The following is a 16,896-nucleotide window of genomic DNA, read 5'->3' on the forward strand; positions in this document are numbered from 1 at the left end:
CTCATTCGGCGGGTTCAGAGGGCCTGCTGGGTCAGTCTGCCTAGTCGGTCAGCCGCGCCATTCCGGCCGGTCAGCCTGCCGGGTTCAGAGGGCCAGACTGATGGGTCCGGCGGGGACCGCGGAGCACACGAGCACCTCGTCGCTCTCGACGCGGGCGGCGGGTTCGATCGGGTAGAGCACGGACCCGGCGGCCAGGGACACCGAACAGGTTCCGCAGGATCCGCCTCGGCAGGAGCTCGGCGAGCGGAATCCGCGCGCTTCCAAGGACTCGAGCAGGGTGCCTTCCTGCGGCTGCCAGACGAAGCTCGTGCCCGATTCCTCCAGTGTCACCTCGGCGGGCGAGCACGCGGCGATGGCGTCGCTCATCCCCGTGTTCGGAGAGGCGAAGGTCTCCTGGTGGACGGCGGGAACGCCGGCCTCGTCAGCGGCGGCGAGCACGGCCGCCGTGAAGTCGCGGGGTCCGCAGACCATGACGTTGTCGCAGCCGGCCACCCAGTCGACGAGCTCCCTATGGCCGGGTCGACCGGCCGTCGCGGTGTCGCGGTGGTGGGTCTCGACGGGCACGGCACCCGAGTGGGCACGGTCCTGCAGCCGGTTCCACAGGCAGGCGGTGCGGTGGTCGCGGTCGACGTGGACGAGTCGGATCCGGTCGGTGGCGGGCAGGTCGGCCAGCCCATCGCTGCGCAGCAGTCCGAGGCTCGGGGTGATGCCGATTCCCGCGGTGATCAGGGCCGTTGTGCCGCCGAAGACTCGGGAGGCGGTCATGGTTCCGTGCGGGCCGGAGGTGAGGATCCGCTGTCCCTCGTCCAGCGAAGCCACGGCGCGGGAGCCCTTGCCTTGGGTGCGCACGGCGATGCGGACGATGTCGTCGTCGACGTCGGTGATCGTATAGGTCCGCCAGAACGGTGCGCCGAGGTCGAGATGGACGCGCAGGTTCGTGCCCGGTTCGTCGAATTCGCGGATCCAGCCGAGGTCGTCGCGCAGGGCCACCTCGACGATGTCGTTGCAGATCTGCCGGCGGCCGACGACGGTCATGAACCGCGGAGTTCGTGCGACCTTGACCAGTTCGCGCGGGGCCGGGCCTTCGACCGTGATCTCGTCGCCGGCCGTGACATCACCGGTCTCGAGGATCTGCCCGTAGATTCCGCAGTGCAGATGCCCGCAGGCGGAGTTGAGCAGGCGTAGGACGTTGACGTCGACCTCGGTGGTCGTCGGGTTGACGGTCGTCGCCGGGCAGCGTTCGATCGTCGAACGGATCGCCAGGCGCACGCCGCCGAGGCGGATGATCGAACCGATGAGCGCGAACTCCTCGAACGGGGCGAGTCCGTCGACGAGGATGTTGCCGCGGAACCGCAGCGGGTCGAGCTCGGCCGCGGAAGTGGCCGGGCCGCCCGTGCCGGAGCCTGTGCGTTCCGCCTCCTCCGCGCTCAGCCCGAGGGCCGCGCGGCCCTCGTCGGTATCGGCGATCGCGGCGACCGTGGCGGGGTTGATGAGCGAGATTCCGGAGCGCCGCGAGTCGAACATCCCCTGATCGGCGACGGCCAGACAGCGCGGGAATGTACCCTGAGGGGGTATCCGCTCGGAGAGGAACTTCGCCGAGGCGGCCCGGCCCTCTTCGTCGTTCGTGGAGAAGGTCGTCGACTCCCCCGTCGGGGCCGTGAGGGTCACGGTCGCGGGAATATCGTCGACCGCCTCGGCGGTGGCGCTGCGGCCATCCGATTCAGGTGCGGTTGCGGATTCGGTGCCGACCGCCTCGGGGAGGGTCGTTGCGACCTGCCATTTCTGCAGGTCGGTGTCGTTCTTGAGCACGGTGAAGGCGGAGTACGAGTGCCAAGCGTCGGCGGGGACGTCGAGGCTGCCATTAGTGAACGCCGCGATCCGGTCGCCGCGGATTCCGCGGTCCTTGACCACTCGGGCCTCGGTGAGCTCCTCGGCGGGGAATCCCTTGACCGGGAACCGGAACAGTCTGGCAGCACGCATAATTCGATTGTAGGAGCCGGAGAACACGTCAGGGTCAGGGTGAGAGCAAACGCACAGCCGCCTCGGCGAGGATCGACCTTGATTTATACCCTATAGGGGTATACGGTGTGATCATGACTGAGCAACATGGATACACCCCGCAGAAGGACGCTCTCGCACGGAGGATGAAGCGGATCGAAGGTCAGGTCCGCGGAATCGGGAAGATGATCGATGAGGACAAGTACTGCATCGACATTCTCACCCAGGTCTCCGCCGCGACAGCCGCGCTGCACGCGGTCTCCATCAACCTCCTCGAAGAGCACATCGCTCACTGCGTGGTCGACGCCGCCTCATCGGGCGACGACGAAGAAGCGCGGAAGAAGGTCGAAGAGGCATCAGCCGCCATCTCCCGACTCATCAAGAGCTGAGCGGAGGGCCGCGTCCGCCCGACTGGGGTGCGACGACGCCTGAGGCTCTGACATCGGGAATCACTCACAGCTGATAGGAGAGCACAATGACGACCACCACCATCACCGTTTCGGGAATGACCTGCGGACACTGCGAAGCCGCTGTCAAGGAAGAGCTCGGCGCACTTGCGGGCGTCTCGGACGTCGCCGTCGACCTCAACGCCGGGGGCGATTCCCCGGTCACGATCACCTCGTCGGCTGCACTCGACGACGCGGCGATCCGTGCCGCCGTCGATGAGGCCGGCTACGAGGTGAAGTGATGCCTCGCGAGCTCGAGCTCGACATCACGGGCATGACCTGCGCGTCGTGCTCGGCGCGGATCGAGAAGAGGCTCACCCGCCTCGACGGGGTCACGGCGGAGGTCAACCTACCGCTGGAGACCGCGCATGTGGTCATCGACTCCGAACTCAGCGACGACGACATCACCGCCGCCGTCGAGAAGGCCGGCTACGGCGCCACGGTGCGCAGCCCCGGCGCGGGCGGTGCCGGTCCGGAGATCGTCGACTACGATCCCCGCCACCTGCGACCGCGCTTCATCGGCTCGCTCATCCTGGCCGTGCCGATCGTCGCGATCTCGATGGTCATGAGCTGGCACTTCACCGGATGGCAGTGGATCGTCGCGATCCTCGCCCTGCCCGTCGTCACCTGGGGTGCGTGGCCGTTCCACTCGGCGGCGCACAAGGCCGCCCGCGGTGGATCGACGACCATGGACACCCTGGTCAGCGTCGGCATCACCGTCGCGAGCCTGTACTCGTACTTCACGCTGGGCCGGGCCGTCGCCGACGGTCACGGCTGGGCGATTCCCGCCGAGTACCACGTGTGGTTCGAGGCGGCCGCGGCGATCACGGTGTTCCTGCTCATCGGCAAGCTCACCGAGGACCGGGCGAAGAGCCGGGCGACGGCAGCGCTCAAGGCGCTGCTCGACCTCGGCGCGAAGTCCGCGACCGTGCTGCGGGAGGGTGCCGCCGCGGACAGTGGGGCCGCCGCGGACAGTGGGGCCGCTTCGGGCGAGGCTGCTGCGAATGGCGGCCGTGTCGAAGTGCAGGTGCCGATCGACGAGCTGACCGTCGACGATGTCTTCCTCGTCCGTCCCGGCGAGAAGATCGCCACCGACGGCGAGGTGCTGACCGGTCATTCGGCCATCGACGAGGCGATGCTCACCGGCGAATCCGTGCCGGTCGAGGTCGGCCCCGGAGATTCCGTCACCGGAGCCACGATCAACACCTCCGGTGTGCTCGAGGTCCGTGCCACCCGAGTGGGTGCGGATACGACGCTGGCGGCCATGGCCGATCTCGTCTCTCGTGCGCAGAACGGCAAACCTGCCGTACAGCGACTGGCCGATCGGATCTCGGCGGTGTTCGTGCCGATCGTCTTCGGCATCGCCATCCTCACCCTGCTCATCTGGGGCTTCGTCACGGGAGACTGGGCCGCGGGATTGCATGCCGCACTCACCGTCCTCATCATCGCCTGCCCCTGTGCCCTGGGTCTGGCCACGCCGACGGCTCTCGCGGTCTCGTCGGGGCGCGGATCCCAGCTGGGCATCCTCGTCTCCGGGCCCGAGGCGTTGGAGTCGACGCGGTCGATCGATACGGTCGTCCTCGACAAGACCGGCACCCTGACCACCGGCGTGATGAGCCTGACCGGAACCGAACTCTCACCCGCGGACTTCGATGTGCTCGCTCGTTTGGAATCGCGCAGCGAACACCCGATCGCCCGCGCCATCGTCGACGCCGCATCCGAGATCGTCGGGACGGGTTCAGCGGGTGCTGCCTCGACCGGAACTGTCTCGACCGGAACTGTCTCGACCGGATCTGTCTCGACTGTGCCCGATTCGATGGGATCGGTCGAGGGATCGGCCAGGGCCGCCTCGGCGAGGCCGGTCGAAACCGCGGCCGGGTCATCGGTCACGGATTTCGAGAACATCGCCGGCGGCGGACTGCGGGCCACGATCGACGGCGCCGAGGTGCTCGCCGGTCGCCCTGATCTGCTCCGAGAGCGCGGAATCGCGGTCGACTACCCGACCGGTTCGGTTCCGCGTGGGGCCACGATCGTCGCATTGGCGATCGACGGTCAGTTCCGCGGGCTGAGCTTCGTCTCCGATGAAGCCAAGCCGACGGCCAAGGCGGCGATCGACGAACTGCATTCGCTGGGATTGAGCACCGTGCTGCTGACCGGTGACAATGCCCAAGCCGCCGAGGTGGTTGCCGAGGCTCTCGGGATCACCGAGGTCCGCGCGGATGTCCGCCCGGAAGGCAAGGTCTCCGTGGTCAGCGAACTGCAGGGGCAGGGCCGGGCCGTGGCCATGGTGGGCGACGGGGTCAACGACGCCGCCGCACTGGCCGGTGCCGATCTCGGCATTGCGATGGGGTCGGGCACGGACGCGGCGATGGCGGCTTCGGATGTCACCATGGTCAAGTCCGATCCGCAGCAGATCCCGCAGGCGATTCGACTCTCGCGCCGGACCTTGGGACTCATCAAGGGCAACCTGTTCTGGGCCTTCGCCTACAACACGGCAGCGATCCCGATCGCCGCGTTCGGTCTGCTCGACCCGATGATCGCCGGTGCAGCGATGGCGTTCTCGTCGGTGTTCGTCATCCTCAACAGCCTCCGCCTGCTGCGCTTCAGGTAAGCACGGCGGGGCGGACCGCGACGGAGCTGCGGCGGAGTTGCAGCTGAACCCGACGAGTCGTCACCCCTCGACCGTGAGCATCCCCCACCGAAAGCGCCATAACGCCCTGCAGGAGCAGGACTTTATGGCGCTTTCGGTGTCTGATGCCTCAGCAGCTGTAGGAAGTGACAGCCATGCGAGGTGGTGGCGCGAGAGGGAAGTCGATGCCGGCGCCGCAGTGAACGTCTCAGCGGAGGGCCGGCGTGTCTCTGTGCGTGGCGGGGCGTCCTACCGCATGACCGGGTAGGACTGGTTCTGGTTCTGAGTGTCCTTGCGCATCACCCAGTTGAGGTAGCTCGTGAAGCCCGACACCAGCACAAATGCCGCTCCCGCGTAGATGAATGCGTAGCCGAAGGCGCGGCCGTCCTGCCACGCTCGGGTGACGATGATCGCGAGGACAAGAGTGACGATTCCGCAGACGGCGCCGACTTTGATCGCGTCCTTGTAGGACACCGTGCTGGTGGGCTTGCCGCCTGTGGACTTCTTCTTCGGGGTGTTCGTGGGCGCCATGCCGCTCATTCTACCGGTCCGACCTGAGAGCAGTCCCATCCTGTGGGCGAGATCAAATCTCGATCGACCCCAACTGGAACTTCGATTCCACCGGCACCGAGGCGGGCCCCGCCGACCGTCCATCCCAAGCACCTAGGTGGCCACAAGACGCCTTGAACCCGGCGGAAGACACGACGGCGGGCGGATCCGACGACGGCGCTGAGTCCCCTGCGTCGATGATCAGGTGGACTACAGGCTCGGAACAGGCAAAAATGAGGATGTGCCCGTCACTGTCAGACGCGCCTCCGGGGAGGCGCTGTGCTCATTTCACTCCAGCCAGGCCCCGCCTGGCCGTGAATCATGCGCGGACACCACTGCACCGACGACCACCGCCGCAGGCGTCGCAGCCGTCGGCCCCGGCCCCCTCGATATTCCCCACTCGGCATCCCCCCGTCGCACCCTCCGTACCTTCACCGCACTCATCCTTGCAGCGGTCATGGCTCTCACCGTCACAGCCTGCGGCCCCGATCGCGGCCTCAAGGTCTCCCCCGAGGGCAACCCCTCACCCTCGCTCTTCGCCCCCAACACCGAGGCAGCCGGCCAGGCGAACGAACCGTTCTCGCTCGACGAGGTCCGCAAGGCCATCGAATCGTCCTCGGGAATCGCCGTCACCGGCAGCGCCACGGAGACCGCCAAGGTCGTCGCCGACTGCCAGGACTGCCTGAAGTTCGCGTCGCCGTTCCTCAGCGGCGAGCAGAAGTTCCAGCTGGTCACGGTGGCCAACCCCAAACAGCGGAATGAGATCATCGCCGGCGCTGTCATCAGCGAACAGAAGGGCGAACCCCGCCTTGAGCTCATCGCCACAGGCAATCAGCTCAAGGTCAGTCCCGGCAGAAATGGGACACTGGTGGTGCAGGAGGCCATGTTCGCTGACGGGGACAAAGCATGCTGCCCCTCCGGCTGGTCGGTGCAGGTGTTCCGCCTGCACGACGGTAGGTTTGAACCAGGTCAACGCTTCACGCGGCTTAATGGAGAAACGTAATGCACATAGTTCTGGTCGAGGATGACGAGGTCATCCGCGAAACGACGCAGATCGGACTCGAACGCTTCGATTACACGGTCTCGGCATTTGCCGACGGCCGCGAGGGCTACGAGTTCGTCTCCGCCAACGGCGCCGACGTCCTGCTTCTGGATCTCATGCTGCCGACGATGAACGGCGCGTCCATCTGCCGCGCCGTGCGCGAGCGTTCGACGATCCCGATCATCATCATCTCCGCCCGTTCCGATGCCATCGACATCGTCCAGGCGCTCGAGGCCGGAGCCGACGACTACCTCACCAAACCCTTCGACATGCAGGTGCTCAACGCCCGCATCCGCGCGGTCGTCCGTCGATTCATCACCACTGGCACGGACCGGTTCGGCTATTCCCCCGCCCCCGAGGCGGATGAGCATCACGAAACCGTCATCGGTCCCGGCGGCATGGTCACCGGCGACGGCATCCCCGAGGTCCTCGGCGCCAGCCCCGGAATGGACACCAGGGATCGGCTGCGAGCGCAGCTCGAATCCGATGACACCTACCTCGGTGCCGGTGGGAAATTCACCACCGCCCCCGAGGCGGACGACGAAGAGGCGATCGGCGGCACCGCGGTTCCACCCCGCCCCAACGGCTCGCCCACGGTGGCCCAGGAACCATCCGGCTCCGACGGCGGGCTGGGTCCGTTCCGCACACGACTGGGTTCCCTCGTCCTCGACACCGGCCGGCTGACCGTCGAGGTCGACGGAGAGGAGGTCCACCTCACCCCGACCGAGCTGCGCGTCCTCCTGCTGCTGACCGAGCAGCCCGAACATGTGTACTCCCGGGAGAAGATCGCGTTCACGGTATGGGGATACGAATGGGCCGGCGACTCCCGCGTGGTCGACGTCCATATCCAGCGCCTGCGGAAGAAGATCGGGGCGAACATGATCGAAACCGTTCGCGGATTCGGTTACCGCTTCGCAGGCTGATCGCATGTCGCTGCGCTGGAAGATCTCTCTGCTCATCGTCGCCTCGGTGATCATCGCCGTGCTGTCGTGCTCGATCGTGCTGCGCCAATCCGCGGCCCGGGCCGAGGACGACCGGATGCGTTCGACCGTGACGGAGCAGTTGACGAACGCGACGGCCATCTTCTCCGAAACCGGGGTGCTCACCCTCAATGCCCGCATCGATGATCCGGAGCTGCCCAAGGAAGCGCGCAAGTCCGCGCTCAAGGGCCAGAGCGTGACGATCCGGTCCGAGGTCGACGGTGAGGAGATCGTGTGGGCCGCCGCCCCGATCGAGGTCGGCTCGCACACCCAGGTGATCTCCGTGCGTGCCTCGACGAAGGACAGCCAGGAACTCATCGGCCGCATCGACCAGGCACTGCTGGTCGGCATGATCGGCTCCGCCCTCGTCGTCGGCGGTGTGGGATCGATCGTCGCCGGCCGCATCTCCCGCAGGCTCACCCTCGGCGCTCAGGCTGCCAGGAAGATCGCCGCCGGTGACACGACGACGCGCATCGCCGATGTCATCGACGAATCCGATCAGGAGGTGTGGGCCTTCGCCACGGCCGTCGACACCGCGGTGGCCCGACTGACCGAACGCATCGACTCCGAGCAGCGCTTCACCGCCGACCTCGCGCACGAGATGCGCACCCCGCTGACCGGTCTGGTCAACGCCGCCAACCTGCTCGAAGAGGATTCCCGCCCTGCCGAACTCGTCAAGGACCGGGTCGTGCGCATGCAGGTCCTCGTCGAAGATCTCCTCGAGGTCTCCCGCCTCGACGCCGGCCGCGCCAACCCAGAGTTCACCCGCGTCGACGTCGATCAGGCGATCCGGTCCCTGCTCGGCACGATGGAAGCCTCGGGCGCCCTCGCCGGTCATCAGATCGACACTCATCTGGCGGCGCTGAATTCGACGCTGGTCACCGATGTCCGCCGTTTCGAGCGCATCGTCTCGAACCTGCTCGTCAACGCGATCAAACACGGCGGAGATCCCATCCGCCTGGAGACGAGCACACGCAGCATCGTCGTCACCGACTCCGGCTCCGGCTACCCACCGGACATCGTCAACACCGGCCCGACCCGCTTCGTCTCCGCCGGCGGCGGCGGAATGGGCCTCGGTCTCGTCATCGCTCAGGGGCAGGCTCGCCTGCTCGGCATCACGCTGATCTTCAGTAACGACCCCGTAACGGGAGGCGCGCGAACCGAGGTGATCTTCCCCGACGAGGAAGCCCAGGATCGTGCGCTCCGAGAGTACATCGAGAGCCGATCCGAATGATTTCGCCGAGGCGACCCCTCACCGCCGTTCAGGGCGATGACCTGGCCTGATACCGGGATTCCGGGGTTTCGCTGAACTCGGCCTGGGCATCGGCTGACCGCCCGCGAGTGCGACTCGTCACCCAAATATGACAGGTTCTATATATTCCCGTTACACTTTTGTGATGTTGTATTGAAGTCGTCGAAACCTCGGCGGTCTTCGACGAGTCACAGTCACACGGAGAGTTATGTCAGAGTCATCATCGACCACAGAACCAACGGTGCGTCGACGGGATCTGCACAGGCGTCGCTCATCGTCCCCGTTCTCACGCGCACGCACCTCGTCGCGCAGCACCGGGGCACCGACCGCGCCTGCATCCCCTGACTCTTCTGCCGAGTCTCTGTCGCCCAGGCGCGCAGCGATGGCCGCCGAGGCGCGGGCCGCTCAGACGTCTCCGCGTCGTGCCGCAATGGCACGTGAAGCCGCCGCGGTCCCCACGACCTTCGGCTCACCGTCTGCCTCATCTGCCCGTCGGGTCAGCGCAGGAGCCGCCGAGAGCCGCGGGTCCGATGGTGCGCTGCTCAAGTCCGTGCAAAAGAAGAAAGTGCGGACCGTCTCGACTCTGGCTGCCGTCTCAGTGGCGGGTGCCGCCACTGCAGTGACCATGCTGGTCAACAACCTCAGCGGAGGTGCCGAGGTCAAGACCGACCCGACCGCGGCCGGTGAGCCCGCCGCCATCAACGCGGAGAAGGTCAACGCCGACGTCCCCGAGGTCAAGGGGAAGTCGTCGATGGAGATCGGCGTGCCGAGCGCCAAGCAGAAGAAGGTCGAAGCCGCGTCCCGCGCTGTTGAGAAGAGCGCCCTGCCCGGCTGCGATGCGAAGCAGAACTTCGATCAGTCCGCCGGCAATGGCGAGCTGCCCGATGAGTGGCTGTGCGACCTCGGCAAGGAAGACCACCGACTCCGCGCCGACGCCGCTGTCTCCTTCGCGAAGATGAATGCCGCGTACAAGAAGGACACCGGCAAGGAGCTCGAGATCACGGACTCCTACCGCGACATGGCCGGACAGCTCTCGGTCGCCGGCAGGAAGCCGGGACTGGCCGCCAAGCCGGGCACCTCGCTGCACGGTTGGGGCATCGCCCTCGACCTCGGCGGCGGAGTCGCCAACAAGACCGGAGCCTGGAGCTGGCTCGTCGAGCACGGAGACGAATACGGCTGGGAGAACCCCGACTGGGCCAAGGCGAGCATGTACGAGCCGTGGCACTGGGAATACACTCCCGCCCGCGACTCGATTCCCGGCAAGTGATCGATCAGCTGCGCAGTGCCCGTCCGTAGCGGCGACGGTAGATGATCTGAGCGAGCCGGACGAACGGTTCGCCGAACCTCCAGATGCCCAGCCCCGCCCGCGAGACCGACCTCAGGACAAGGAAGACCCGGTCATCGGCGGTGCGGATGAGGATGAAAGACTCCTCTCCGGTGATCGGATGTCCCGGCTTCGTGCCATAGGTGAAGCCACATCGGTCCTCCTCTTCGAAGACGTCGATGACTCGTGAGGGCTCAGGCAGTCGGAAGGGCCCGAGGCGCACGCGGATCGTCGGCTCCTGCCCCGGCTCCACTCGAGGCGGCAGGCCAGCAGAACCCACTCCGTCCGCGCGAGCGTCGACATCGGCCGTCGACTCCGCTCCAGCCGCTCGACTGACAGTGTCCGCACTTCCGACGAGGACGGCGTCGACGTCCACCTCGATGTCGAACCCGCTGCGGGTCTTGACTTCCCAGTGCAGGAGCTCTTCGGCGCAGCGCTCGAACGTGTCTGTCCCGTGGCCGACGAAGTACGCGGATTCGTAGTGACGGTAGCCGTCGGGACGCTCCAGCCACCTCGGCGAGAGGGGATGCGTCAGTGTCTGCGGGCGCTCCTGTGATTGTTCGGCCATGCCTCCAACCTAACGGACTTGAACCGTCAACCGAACGGACTCGGACCGTCAGCCTAACGGACTCGGACCGTGGGACTCACAGTCCGGACGGCTGTGTGGCGTCGACCGGACGGCCACGTATGATGCCAAGAACAGCGGACCTCAATCGAATGTCCGCTCAGCATCTGAGCCAGGATCAAAGGAGAACCACGTGCGCACAATCAACGGCATCGACGAGATCGAATCGCTCATCGGCCAGGGGCTCGGCTCCTCCGAGTGGATGACGATGGATCAGGACGCCATCAACACCTTCGCCGACGTCACCGGCGACCACCAGTGGATCCACGTCGACGAAGCGCGCGCGGCTGAAGGCCCCTACGGTGCGACGATCGTCCACGGATTCTTCACCCTCTCGCTCATCCCGAAGTTCTCCACGGAGGTCTTCACCATCGAAGGCGTGTCGATCCGCGTCAACTACGGCCTGAACAAGGTCCGCTTCCTCCAGCCCGTCGTCGTCGGCTCCCGCCTGCGCGGAACGATCAGCGTCAAGGACGTCATCCGCGGTGACAAGGGCACGCAGGTCATCCTCGAACACACGATCGAGATCGAGGGTCAGGATCGCCCCGCATGCGTCGCCGAAGTGGTCACCCTCCTCGTCGAGTGAGCTGAGCGCGACAGGACAGCTGGCACTACTGAGTATCCGCCGTCTGACGGCACGATAAGTGTGCGCAGATTGCCCGTTTCCAGCTGGCGGTTTCTAGGTTCTAGTGCAACACCCGGTCTGACCAGCACTATCAGACCGGGTGTTTCCACTGAACGAAGGAACACCCCATGACCACGCACCACAGACGTCCACGACTGCCCTTCGACGTCCTCGACGAACTCTTCTGGCTCCTCCTCGAAGGCAGACCACGATCAGCGATCGCTGACCACCTCGGCATCAACCTCAACACCGTCACCCGGTGGGCGCGGCGACTCGGCCTGCCCAAAGGCAGGACCGGCAGAATACTGTCCATGCCGACCACCATCGTTGCTGCCCCGGCACCACCACGGCCAGCCGCCTACCGCCACCTGACGATCGCCGACCGAATGACAATCCAGGCTGGCCTGCAATCAGATCCGCCTTTGTCGATGAGAACCATCGCGACCCAACTCGGTGTTGCTCCGTCAACCGTGTCCCGAGAGATCCGCCGCAACCGACTCATCCAATACGACAGAATCAGCCCACACCCGGTCTACAGTGCCGCCGGCGCCCACGGCCGCACCTATGCCCGGCAAGCACGCAAGAAGCACCGCCCCAAACGTCTGGATAACCCGTGGCTGCGGGCTCACGTGATCAACGGGCTCAACGACAAGTGCTCGCCCGAACAGGTCGCCGGTAGGCTTCGGCGTGACTACCCCGACCGGAAGGACCTGCACGTGAGCCACGAAACGGTCTACCAAGCTCTCTACGTCCAAGGACGCGGATCCCTGCGTCACGAGCTGTCCGTGGTCAAGGCCCTCCGATCGGGACGGACGGGAAGGAAGCCGCAATCGAAACTGCCACGTCGGTCCAACCGTCCCTGGCTCGATGGTGCCCTGTTGACCGACCGTCCCCCACAAGCTGCCGACCGCAGCGTTCCCGGTCACTGGGAGGGTGATCTCGTCGTCGATTCCCACACCGGTGGCCTGGTGACCGTCTTCGAACGCCGGTCCCGGTTCTCCTTGATCCGGAAACTGCCGAACAACCGCGAATCGGTCACCGTTACCGGACTAGTCCAGGACATGATCGCATCCCTGCCGGAGGCGTTGTTCTCGACTCTCACGTGGGACCAGGGTCAGGAGATGGCTGAGCATCTGCGGATCACTGTCGCCACCGACTGCCAGGTGTACTTCTGCGACCCGCACTCACCCTGGCAACGACCGACGAATGAGAATTCCAACGGGCTTATCCGGGACTACTACCCGAAGGGCACGGTCTTCGATGAGTCGGTTACTGACGAGGAGATCCAGGCGATGCAGGATCAGCTCAACCGCAGGCCGCGGAAGGTCCTCGGGTTCGCGACCCCGGCCGAGGTCCTGGCTGATCTGTTGCATGAGCAGGTAGCCTGAGACTAGCCCACTGTTGCACTAGAACCCTGAGCCCACCGCTCGGAGTTGGCAATCGGCGCACACTTATCTCTCGTCGAGCGGGCCTGCGGCCGCGCCGCGCGCAGGCCAGTCGGCAGAAGCGGCGCGGCGCATACTCAGATCACGCCACCGGCACGCAGGTGGTGAGCGATCAGACGGCAGATCTCCGCTATATCCGAGTCTTTCGAGACTCGGATGACCGTCCACCCTTCAGCCTGAAGTGCCGAGATTCGCCGATTATCCTCGGCGAATTGGGCTGGTGAGCTGCGATGGTGATCGCCTTCGTACTCGATGGCGAGCCTGATGGACGGATAGCCCATGTCCGGGTGAAGCAGCGCGCCGATGAGTGAGCACATGACAGCCGGATGGACCACAGGTTCAGGCAGTCCTTCGTCGATGAGCCGAAGCCGCAGCCTCGTCTCCGGCGGAGAGTCCACATTCTCCCGCACCAAGTCGAGCGCACGCTCTGCGGTGAGGCGTCCTTTCACTCGGCGGCGGGCGGCAAGCTCAGAGCGGATCTCGTCGATCGTCGTCAGCGGCCCGCCGTGCCATCGGCCGACGGCGGAATCACCGAGCTCCACCAACTGTCTCACCGTCAGCACCCGCGCAAGTTCGATGAACAGCTGTGCCGCCGTGATGAGCGGCAGGCCGAAGTAGATCTCTGACCGAAGCCATTCGTACCGATGGAAGACAACCTGCTCCCGACGCTTTGGCCAGCCCTTGTCCTCGCGGGCCACGTGCACCCGCGTGTCGGAGTTCCACGGCACCGGCAATCCATACAACCGCGCCGCAGTGACGTTGCAGGCGACTACATCAGGATCGATGCACACCAGCCCCGTCAGCTTCACTCGCTCGTCGATCCACTCGGAATCCGCCCAGGTCGGAGCGACGACCCGAGTGGTGGGAGCGGTCTCGACCCACACGCCGTAGACGAGCTGCTGATACCGCTTCCCATCGTCCAGCGCGCGACGGGTGATTCCCCGCGACATGGCCTGTGCCCTGGTGAACGGAATCCCAGCGGTCATGAGCTGGCGGGGTTTCTCAGTCCAGGAGCGAATCCGCAGCTTCCGCGGATTGGCGCGCTGAGCAGCGCCGGGAGACTGCTGCGCTGGTGCCTGATTGTTCATAGGCAGAGACTGCCCCACCTGCTGCGAGGAGGGCCAGTGGTGATCTCACGCTTGTGGACAGAGCCTAGTTATCCACAGGCTATCTACGTTTGAGTCGCCACACCCGCGCTGCGCGGCCCGCTCTCGGCGCTGATCGCACGCTACAGGAAAGCGGAGAAAAGTGTGCGCAGATTGCACAGATCCGCGTTGAAAATGGCAATCTGCGCACACTTATCGCGCGAGAAAAGATCCGCCTCAGCTCGGGCGGTGGGCATCGAGCTGCTGGGCGACGCGGATGTAGCCGAGGTGTGAGTACGCCTGCGGGTGGTTGCCCAGGTGCATCTCGGCAACGGGGTCGTATTCCTCCGACAGCAGCCCGGTGGGGCCGAGCAAGTTGTCGACCTGCCGGAACAGATCCCAGGCATCGTCGATGCGACCGACCTTGATGAAGGCTTCGATGAGCCAGGTCGTGCAGATGTGGAATCCGCCCTCCAGCCCGGGCAGCCCGTCATCGTAGCGGTAGCGGAACACCGTCTGGCCGACCCGCAGCTCGCGTTCGATCGCATCGACGGTGGACACGAAGCGCGGATCGTCGGCGGCGAGCAGTCCCGAGAGTCCGACGAACAGTGCGGCCGAGTCCAGGTCCGTCTCACCGTAGGCGACGGTGAATGCTCCGACCTCCTCGTTGAAGCCATGCGTGAGCACGTCGTGGGCGATCTCCTCGCGCAGCTGCCGCCACGCACCGGGCGGTTCCCGATCGAACCGGTCCGCGATCCGCAGCGCCCGATCGACCGTCACCCAGCACATCACGCGCGTGTACACGTTGTGCTTCGGCGGACGCCTCGCCTCCCAGATCCCGTGATCGGCCTCGAACCACCGTTTGCCCACGGCTTCGACCATCTGACACGTGAGCGTCCAATAGTCCTCGGGCAGCTCGCCGAGGTAGTCGCTGAGTTCGTCGAGGAGCTCCGTGACCGGGCCGAACACATCGAGTTGGACCTGATGTTCGGCGGCGTTGCCGACCCGCACCGGCCGTGATCCGGCGTACCCAGGCAGGTGGTTGAGCACCGCCTCGGTGGTCAGGGCCGAGCCGTCGACGGCGTAGAGCGGATGCAGCTGTTCGGGTGAGACCGTACGCGCGAGCACCCCCGAGAGCCATGCGAGAAATCCTTCGGCCTCCCCCGTGGAGCCGAGGGCGAGCAGGGCGCGGACGGTCATCGATCCGTCGCGCAGCCATGTATAGCGGTAGTCCCAGTTGCGGACGCCGCCGATGCCCTCGGGCAGGGAGGTCGTGGGGGCGGCGAGGACTCCGCCGGTGGGCTCGTGGCACAGGGCGCGCAGGGTGATCGCGGAGCGGATGACCTCTTCGCGGTGGTGGCTCGGCAAGGTGAGGGAATCGACCCAGTTCGTCCAAAAGTTCAGGGCACGTTCGCGCACATGATGCTCCCCGCCGGTGGCCATGTATCCGGCGTCGCCGGTGCCGGTTCCGCAGGCGAGGACGAGGACGACGGATCCGCCGGGCTGCTGTGAGGGGACGACGGTCGCCTCGGCGGTGTGGGAGTCGCCGTTCTCGACGATCTCGAAGTCGATTCCGGGGGCGTGGAGTTCGATCGGCTCCGCTGTGCCGAGCAGCGCCACACCATCATCGGTCCTGGTCATGCGGGTAGGAATCGTTGCGTAGTCGAGCCTGGGTGCGAAGCGGATGCGTGTCGGGACGTCGCCGGTGAGCACCCGGACGACGATCGTGTCATCGCTGTGCCCGTCGACGGGAGCGAGGTAGTCGACACAGCTCAGGCCGGCCCACCGGGTCTCGAGCAGGGTCGAGTTCCCGAGGTAGCGCTGGGTCAGCGGAGCGGCTCCGTTGGCAGGGGCGACAGCGAAGAAGCCGGCCGCCTCGGAGCCGAGGATCTCGGAGAACATCGACGCCGAGTGCGGCATCGGGTGCGGCATCCAGCAGATGCTGCCGGTGGGGTCGATGAGCGCGGTCGACTGTCCGTTGCCGATGAGACTGTGCCGCTGGATCGGGGTGGCGCGGCGGCCGAAGAGCCAGGATTTGCGCAGTTCGAACAGCGCGCTGAGGACGGTGGAGACCTCGTCCGGTGAGTCCAGGCGGAAGTCGGCGTGAGTGGGCGCGGTCTGAGTTCCGACCTTGAGCCCGAGGTCGTCGGCCCTGAGGGTTTCGAGGGCGAATTCGTCGGCGGTGTCATCACCGATGAAGACGACGGCTTCCGCTCCAGTCTGGCTGCGCAGTCGGGTCAGCGCGTCGGCCTTCGACGACGGCACGACGGTCAGGTCGATGACCTGCTTGCCGCGGGTGGGGTGGATCGGATGGGCGGCGGCGAGCTTCTCGACAGCGGTTTCGATGTCGCGTCGATTCGCCTCGTCGAGTCCGCGCAGGTGCACGGCAGCGCCGGTGGTCTTGTGCTCGATGACTTCTCGCGGCAGGGTGCGGGTGAGATCGGCGCGGAAGTCGGCCAGGACCGCCCGCTGCTCTTCGGTGAGGGCGTCGATGGTGAATGTGTCGGTCTCGCCGCCGTGAGATCCGAAGAGGTGGACCTCGCGGGGCAGTCGCGACATCGCCGCGAGATCGCGCAGACTGCGACCGGAGATGACCCCCGCCGAGGTGGTCGGCAGAAGCGCAAGCGCGCGCAGTGAGTCGACCGAGCTCTCCAAGGGAAAGGCTTGGCTGGGGATGTCGACGATGGGGGCAATCGTCCCGTCATAGTCGGTGGCCACCAGCAGGGATGGGGAGCGGGAGAGTTCGAAGAGGCGCCGGAAGAGGGCGGGATCGAGCGCTCGGCTCGCTTCGGCCAGGTCGCCCAGCAGCTCGGAGGACCTCACCGAGGCGGCGATGGTGGCCAATCGGGATTCGGTTGCGCTCTCGTATTCGACAGTGCTCATCTCACCTCGGGTG

General features: G+C 66.1%; 14 protein-coding genes. 9 read left to right on the plus strand and 5 right to left on the minus strand.

Features of this window, described 5'->3' with window-relative positions; all coding sequences use genetic code 11:
* Positions 1–84: 84 nt before the first annotated feature.
* Positions 85–1,980 (minus strand): MOSC domain-containing protein, encoded by a 1,896-nt coding sequence (locus AC3CD9_RS14685; RefSeq protein WP_488364655.1) that lies wholly within the window; start codon positions 1,978–1,980, stop codon positions 85–87.
* 113 nt (positions 1,981–2,093) lie between these two features.
* Between AC3CD9_RS14685 and AC3CD9_RS14690 the strand changes: the two genes are divergently transcribed.
* From AC3CD9_RS14690 to AC3CD9_RS14700, 3 genes are all read left to right on the plus strand, one after another.
* A complete protein-coding gene (locus AC3CD9_RS14690) occupies positions 2,094–2,387 on the plus strand; it encodes a metal-sensitive transcriptional regulator (protein WP_062862662.1) in 294 nt (97 codons plus the stop codon).
* A gap of 86 nt (positions 2,388–2,473) precedes the next feature.
* Positions 2,474–2,686 (plus strand): heavy-metal-associated domain-containing protein, encoded by a 213-nt coding sequence (locus AC3CD9_RS14695; RefSeq protein WP_101547024.1) that lies wholly within the window; start codon positions 2,474–2,476, stop codon positions 2,684–2,686.
* Entirely contained in the window at positions 2,686–5,055 is a 2,370-nt protein-coding gene (locus AC3CD9_RS14700; RefSeq protein ID WP_488364656.1) for a heavy metal translocating P-type ATPase, read from the plus strand. The genes AC3CD9_RS14695 and AC3CD9_RS14700 overlap by 1 nt, the downstream gene beginning before the upstream one ends.
* A 267-nt stretch (positions 5,056–5,322) precedes the next feature.
* Here AC3CD9_RS14700 and AC3CD9_RS14705 read toward each other — a convergent pair whose 3' ends face one another.
* Complete coding sequence (locus AC3CD9_RS14705; RefSeq protein ID WP_139467472.1) at positions 5,323–5,604, minus strand: hypothetical protein; 282 nt, start codon at positions 5,602–5,604, stop codon at positions 5,323–5,325.
* Positions 5,605–6,079: 475 nt separating this feature from the next.
* Between AC3CD9_RS14705 and AC3CD9_RS14710 the strand changes: the two genes are divergently transcribed.
* From AC3CD9_RS14710 to AC3CD9_RS14725, 4 genes are all read left to right on the plus strand, one after another.
* Entirely contained in the window at positions 6,080–6,625 is a 546-nt protein-coding gene (locus AC3CD9_RS14710; protein ID WP_488364657.1) for a hypothetical protein, read from the plus strand.
* Positions 6,625–7,587, plus strand: a complete 963-nt coding sequence (locus AC3CD9_RS14715) for a response regulator transcription factor (protein WP_488364658.1) — start codon at positions 6,625–6,627, stop codon at positions 7,585–7,587. Before AC3CD9_RS14710 ends, AC3CD9_RS14715 begins: the two co-directional genes overlap by 1 nt.
* A gap of 4 nt (positions 7,588–7,591) precedes the next feature.
* The gene (locus AC3CD9_RS14720; protein WP_139467474.1) at positions 7,592–8,878 is read left to right on the plus strand and encodes a sensor histidine kinase; all 1,287 of its coding nucleotides are present in this window, start codon (positions 7,592–7,594) and stop codon (positions 8,876–8,878) included.
* A gap of 448 nt (positions 8,879–9,326) precedes the next feature.
* Positions 9,327–10,163 (plus strand): M15 family metallopeptidase, encoded by an 837-nt coding sequence (locus AC3CD9_RS14725; RefSeq protein ID WP_488364659.1) that lies wholly within the window; start codon positions 9,327–9,329, stop codon positions 10,161–10,163.
* Between the two features lie 4 nt (positions 10,164–10,167).
* Here AC3CD9_RS14725 and AC3CD9_RS14730 read toward each other — a convergent pair whose 3' ends face one another.
* Positions 10,168–10,788 (minus strand): DUF1990 domain-containing protein, encoded by a 621-nt coding sequence (locus AC3CD9_RS14730; RefSeq protein WP_488364661.1) that lies wholly within the window; start codon positions 10,786–10,788, stop codon positions 10,168–10,170.
* 190 nt (positions 10,789–10,978) lie between these two features.
* Between AC3CD9_RS14730 and AC3CD9_RS14735 the strand changes: the two genes are divergently transcribed.
* Together AC3CD9_RS14735 and AC3CD9_RS14740 are read left to right on the plus strand one after the other, a co-directional pair.
* Positions 10,979–11,431 carry a MaoC family dehydratase gene (locus tag AC3CD9_RS14735; protein WP_025779093.1) on the plus strand — a complete coding sequence of 151 codons (453 nt, stop codon included), beginning with the start codon at positions 10,979–10,981 and terminating at the stop codon, positions 11,429–11,431.
* A gap of 167 nt (positions 11,432–11,598) precedes the next feature.
* Complete coding sequence (locus AC3CD9_RS14740) at positions 11,599–12,858, plus strand: IS30 family transposase (RefSeq protein WP_488364662.1); 1,260 nt, start codon at positions 11,599–11,601, stop codon at positions 12,856–12,858.
* 134 nt (positions 12,859–12,992) lie between these two features.
* On the opposite strand, the gene AC3CD9_RS14745 is transcribed toward AC3CD9_RS14740, so the two are convergent.
* Positions 12,993–14,003 (minus strand): endonuclease domain-containing protein, encoded by a 1,011-nt coding sequence (locus AC3CD9_RS14745; RefSeq protein WP_488364663.1) that lies wholly within the window; start codon positions 14,001–14,003, stop codon positions 12,993–12,995.
* Between the two features lie 234 nt (positions 14,004–14,237).
* A complete protein-coding gene (gene otsB, locus AC3CD9_RS14750; protein WP_488364664.1) occupies positions 14,238–16,883 on the minus strand; it encodes a trehalose-phosphatase in 2,646 nt (881 codons plus the stop codon).
* Between the last annotated feature and the right edge of the window lie 13 nt (positions 16,884–16,896).

Source organism: Brevibacterium sp. MGP-B1, from assembly GCF_057766545.1.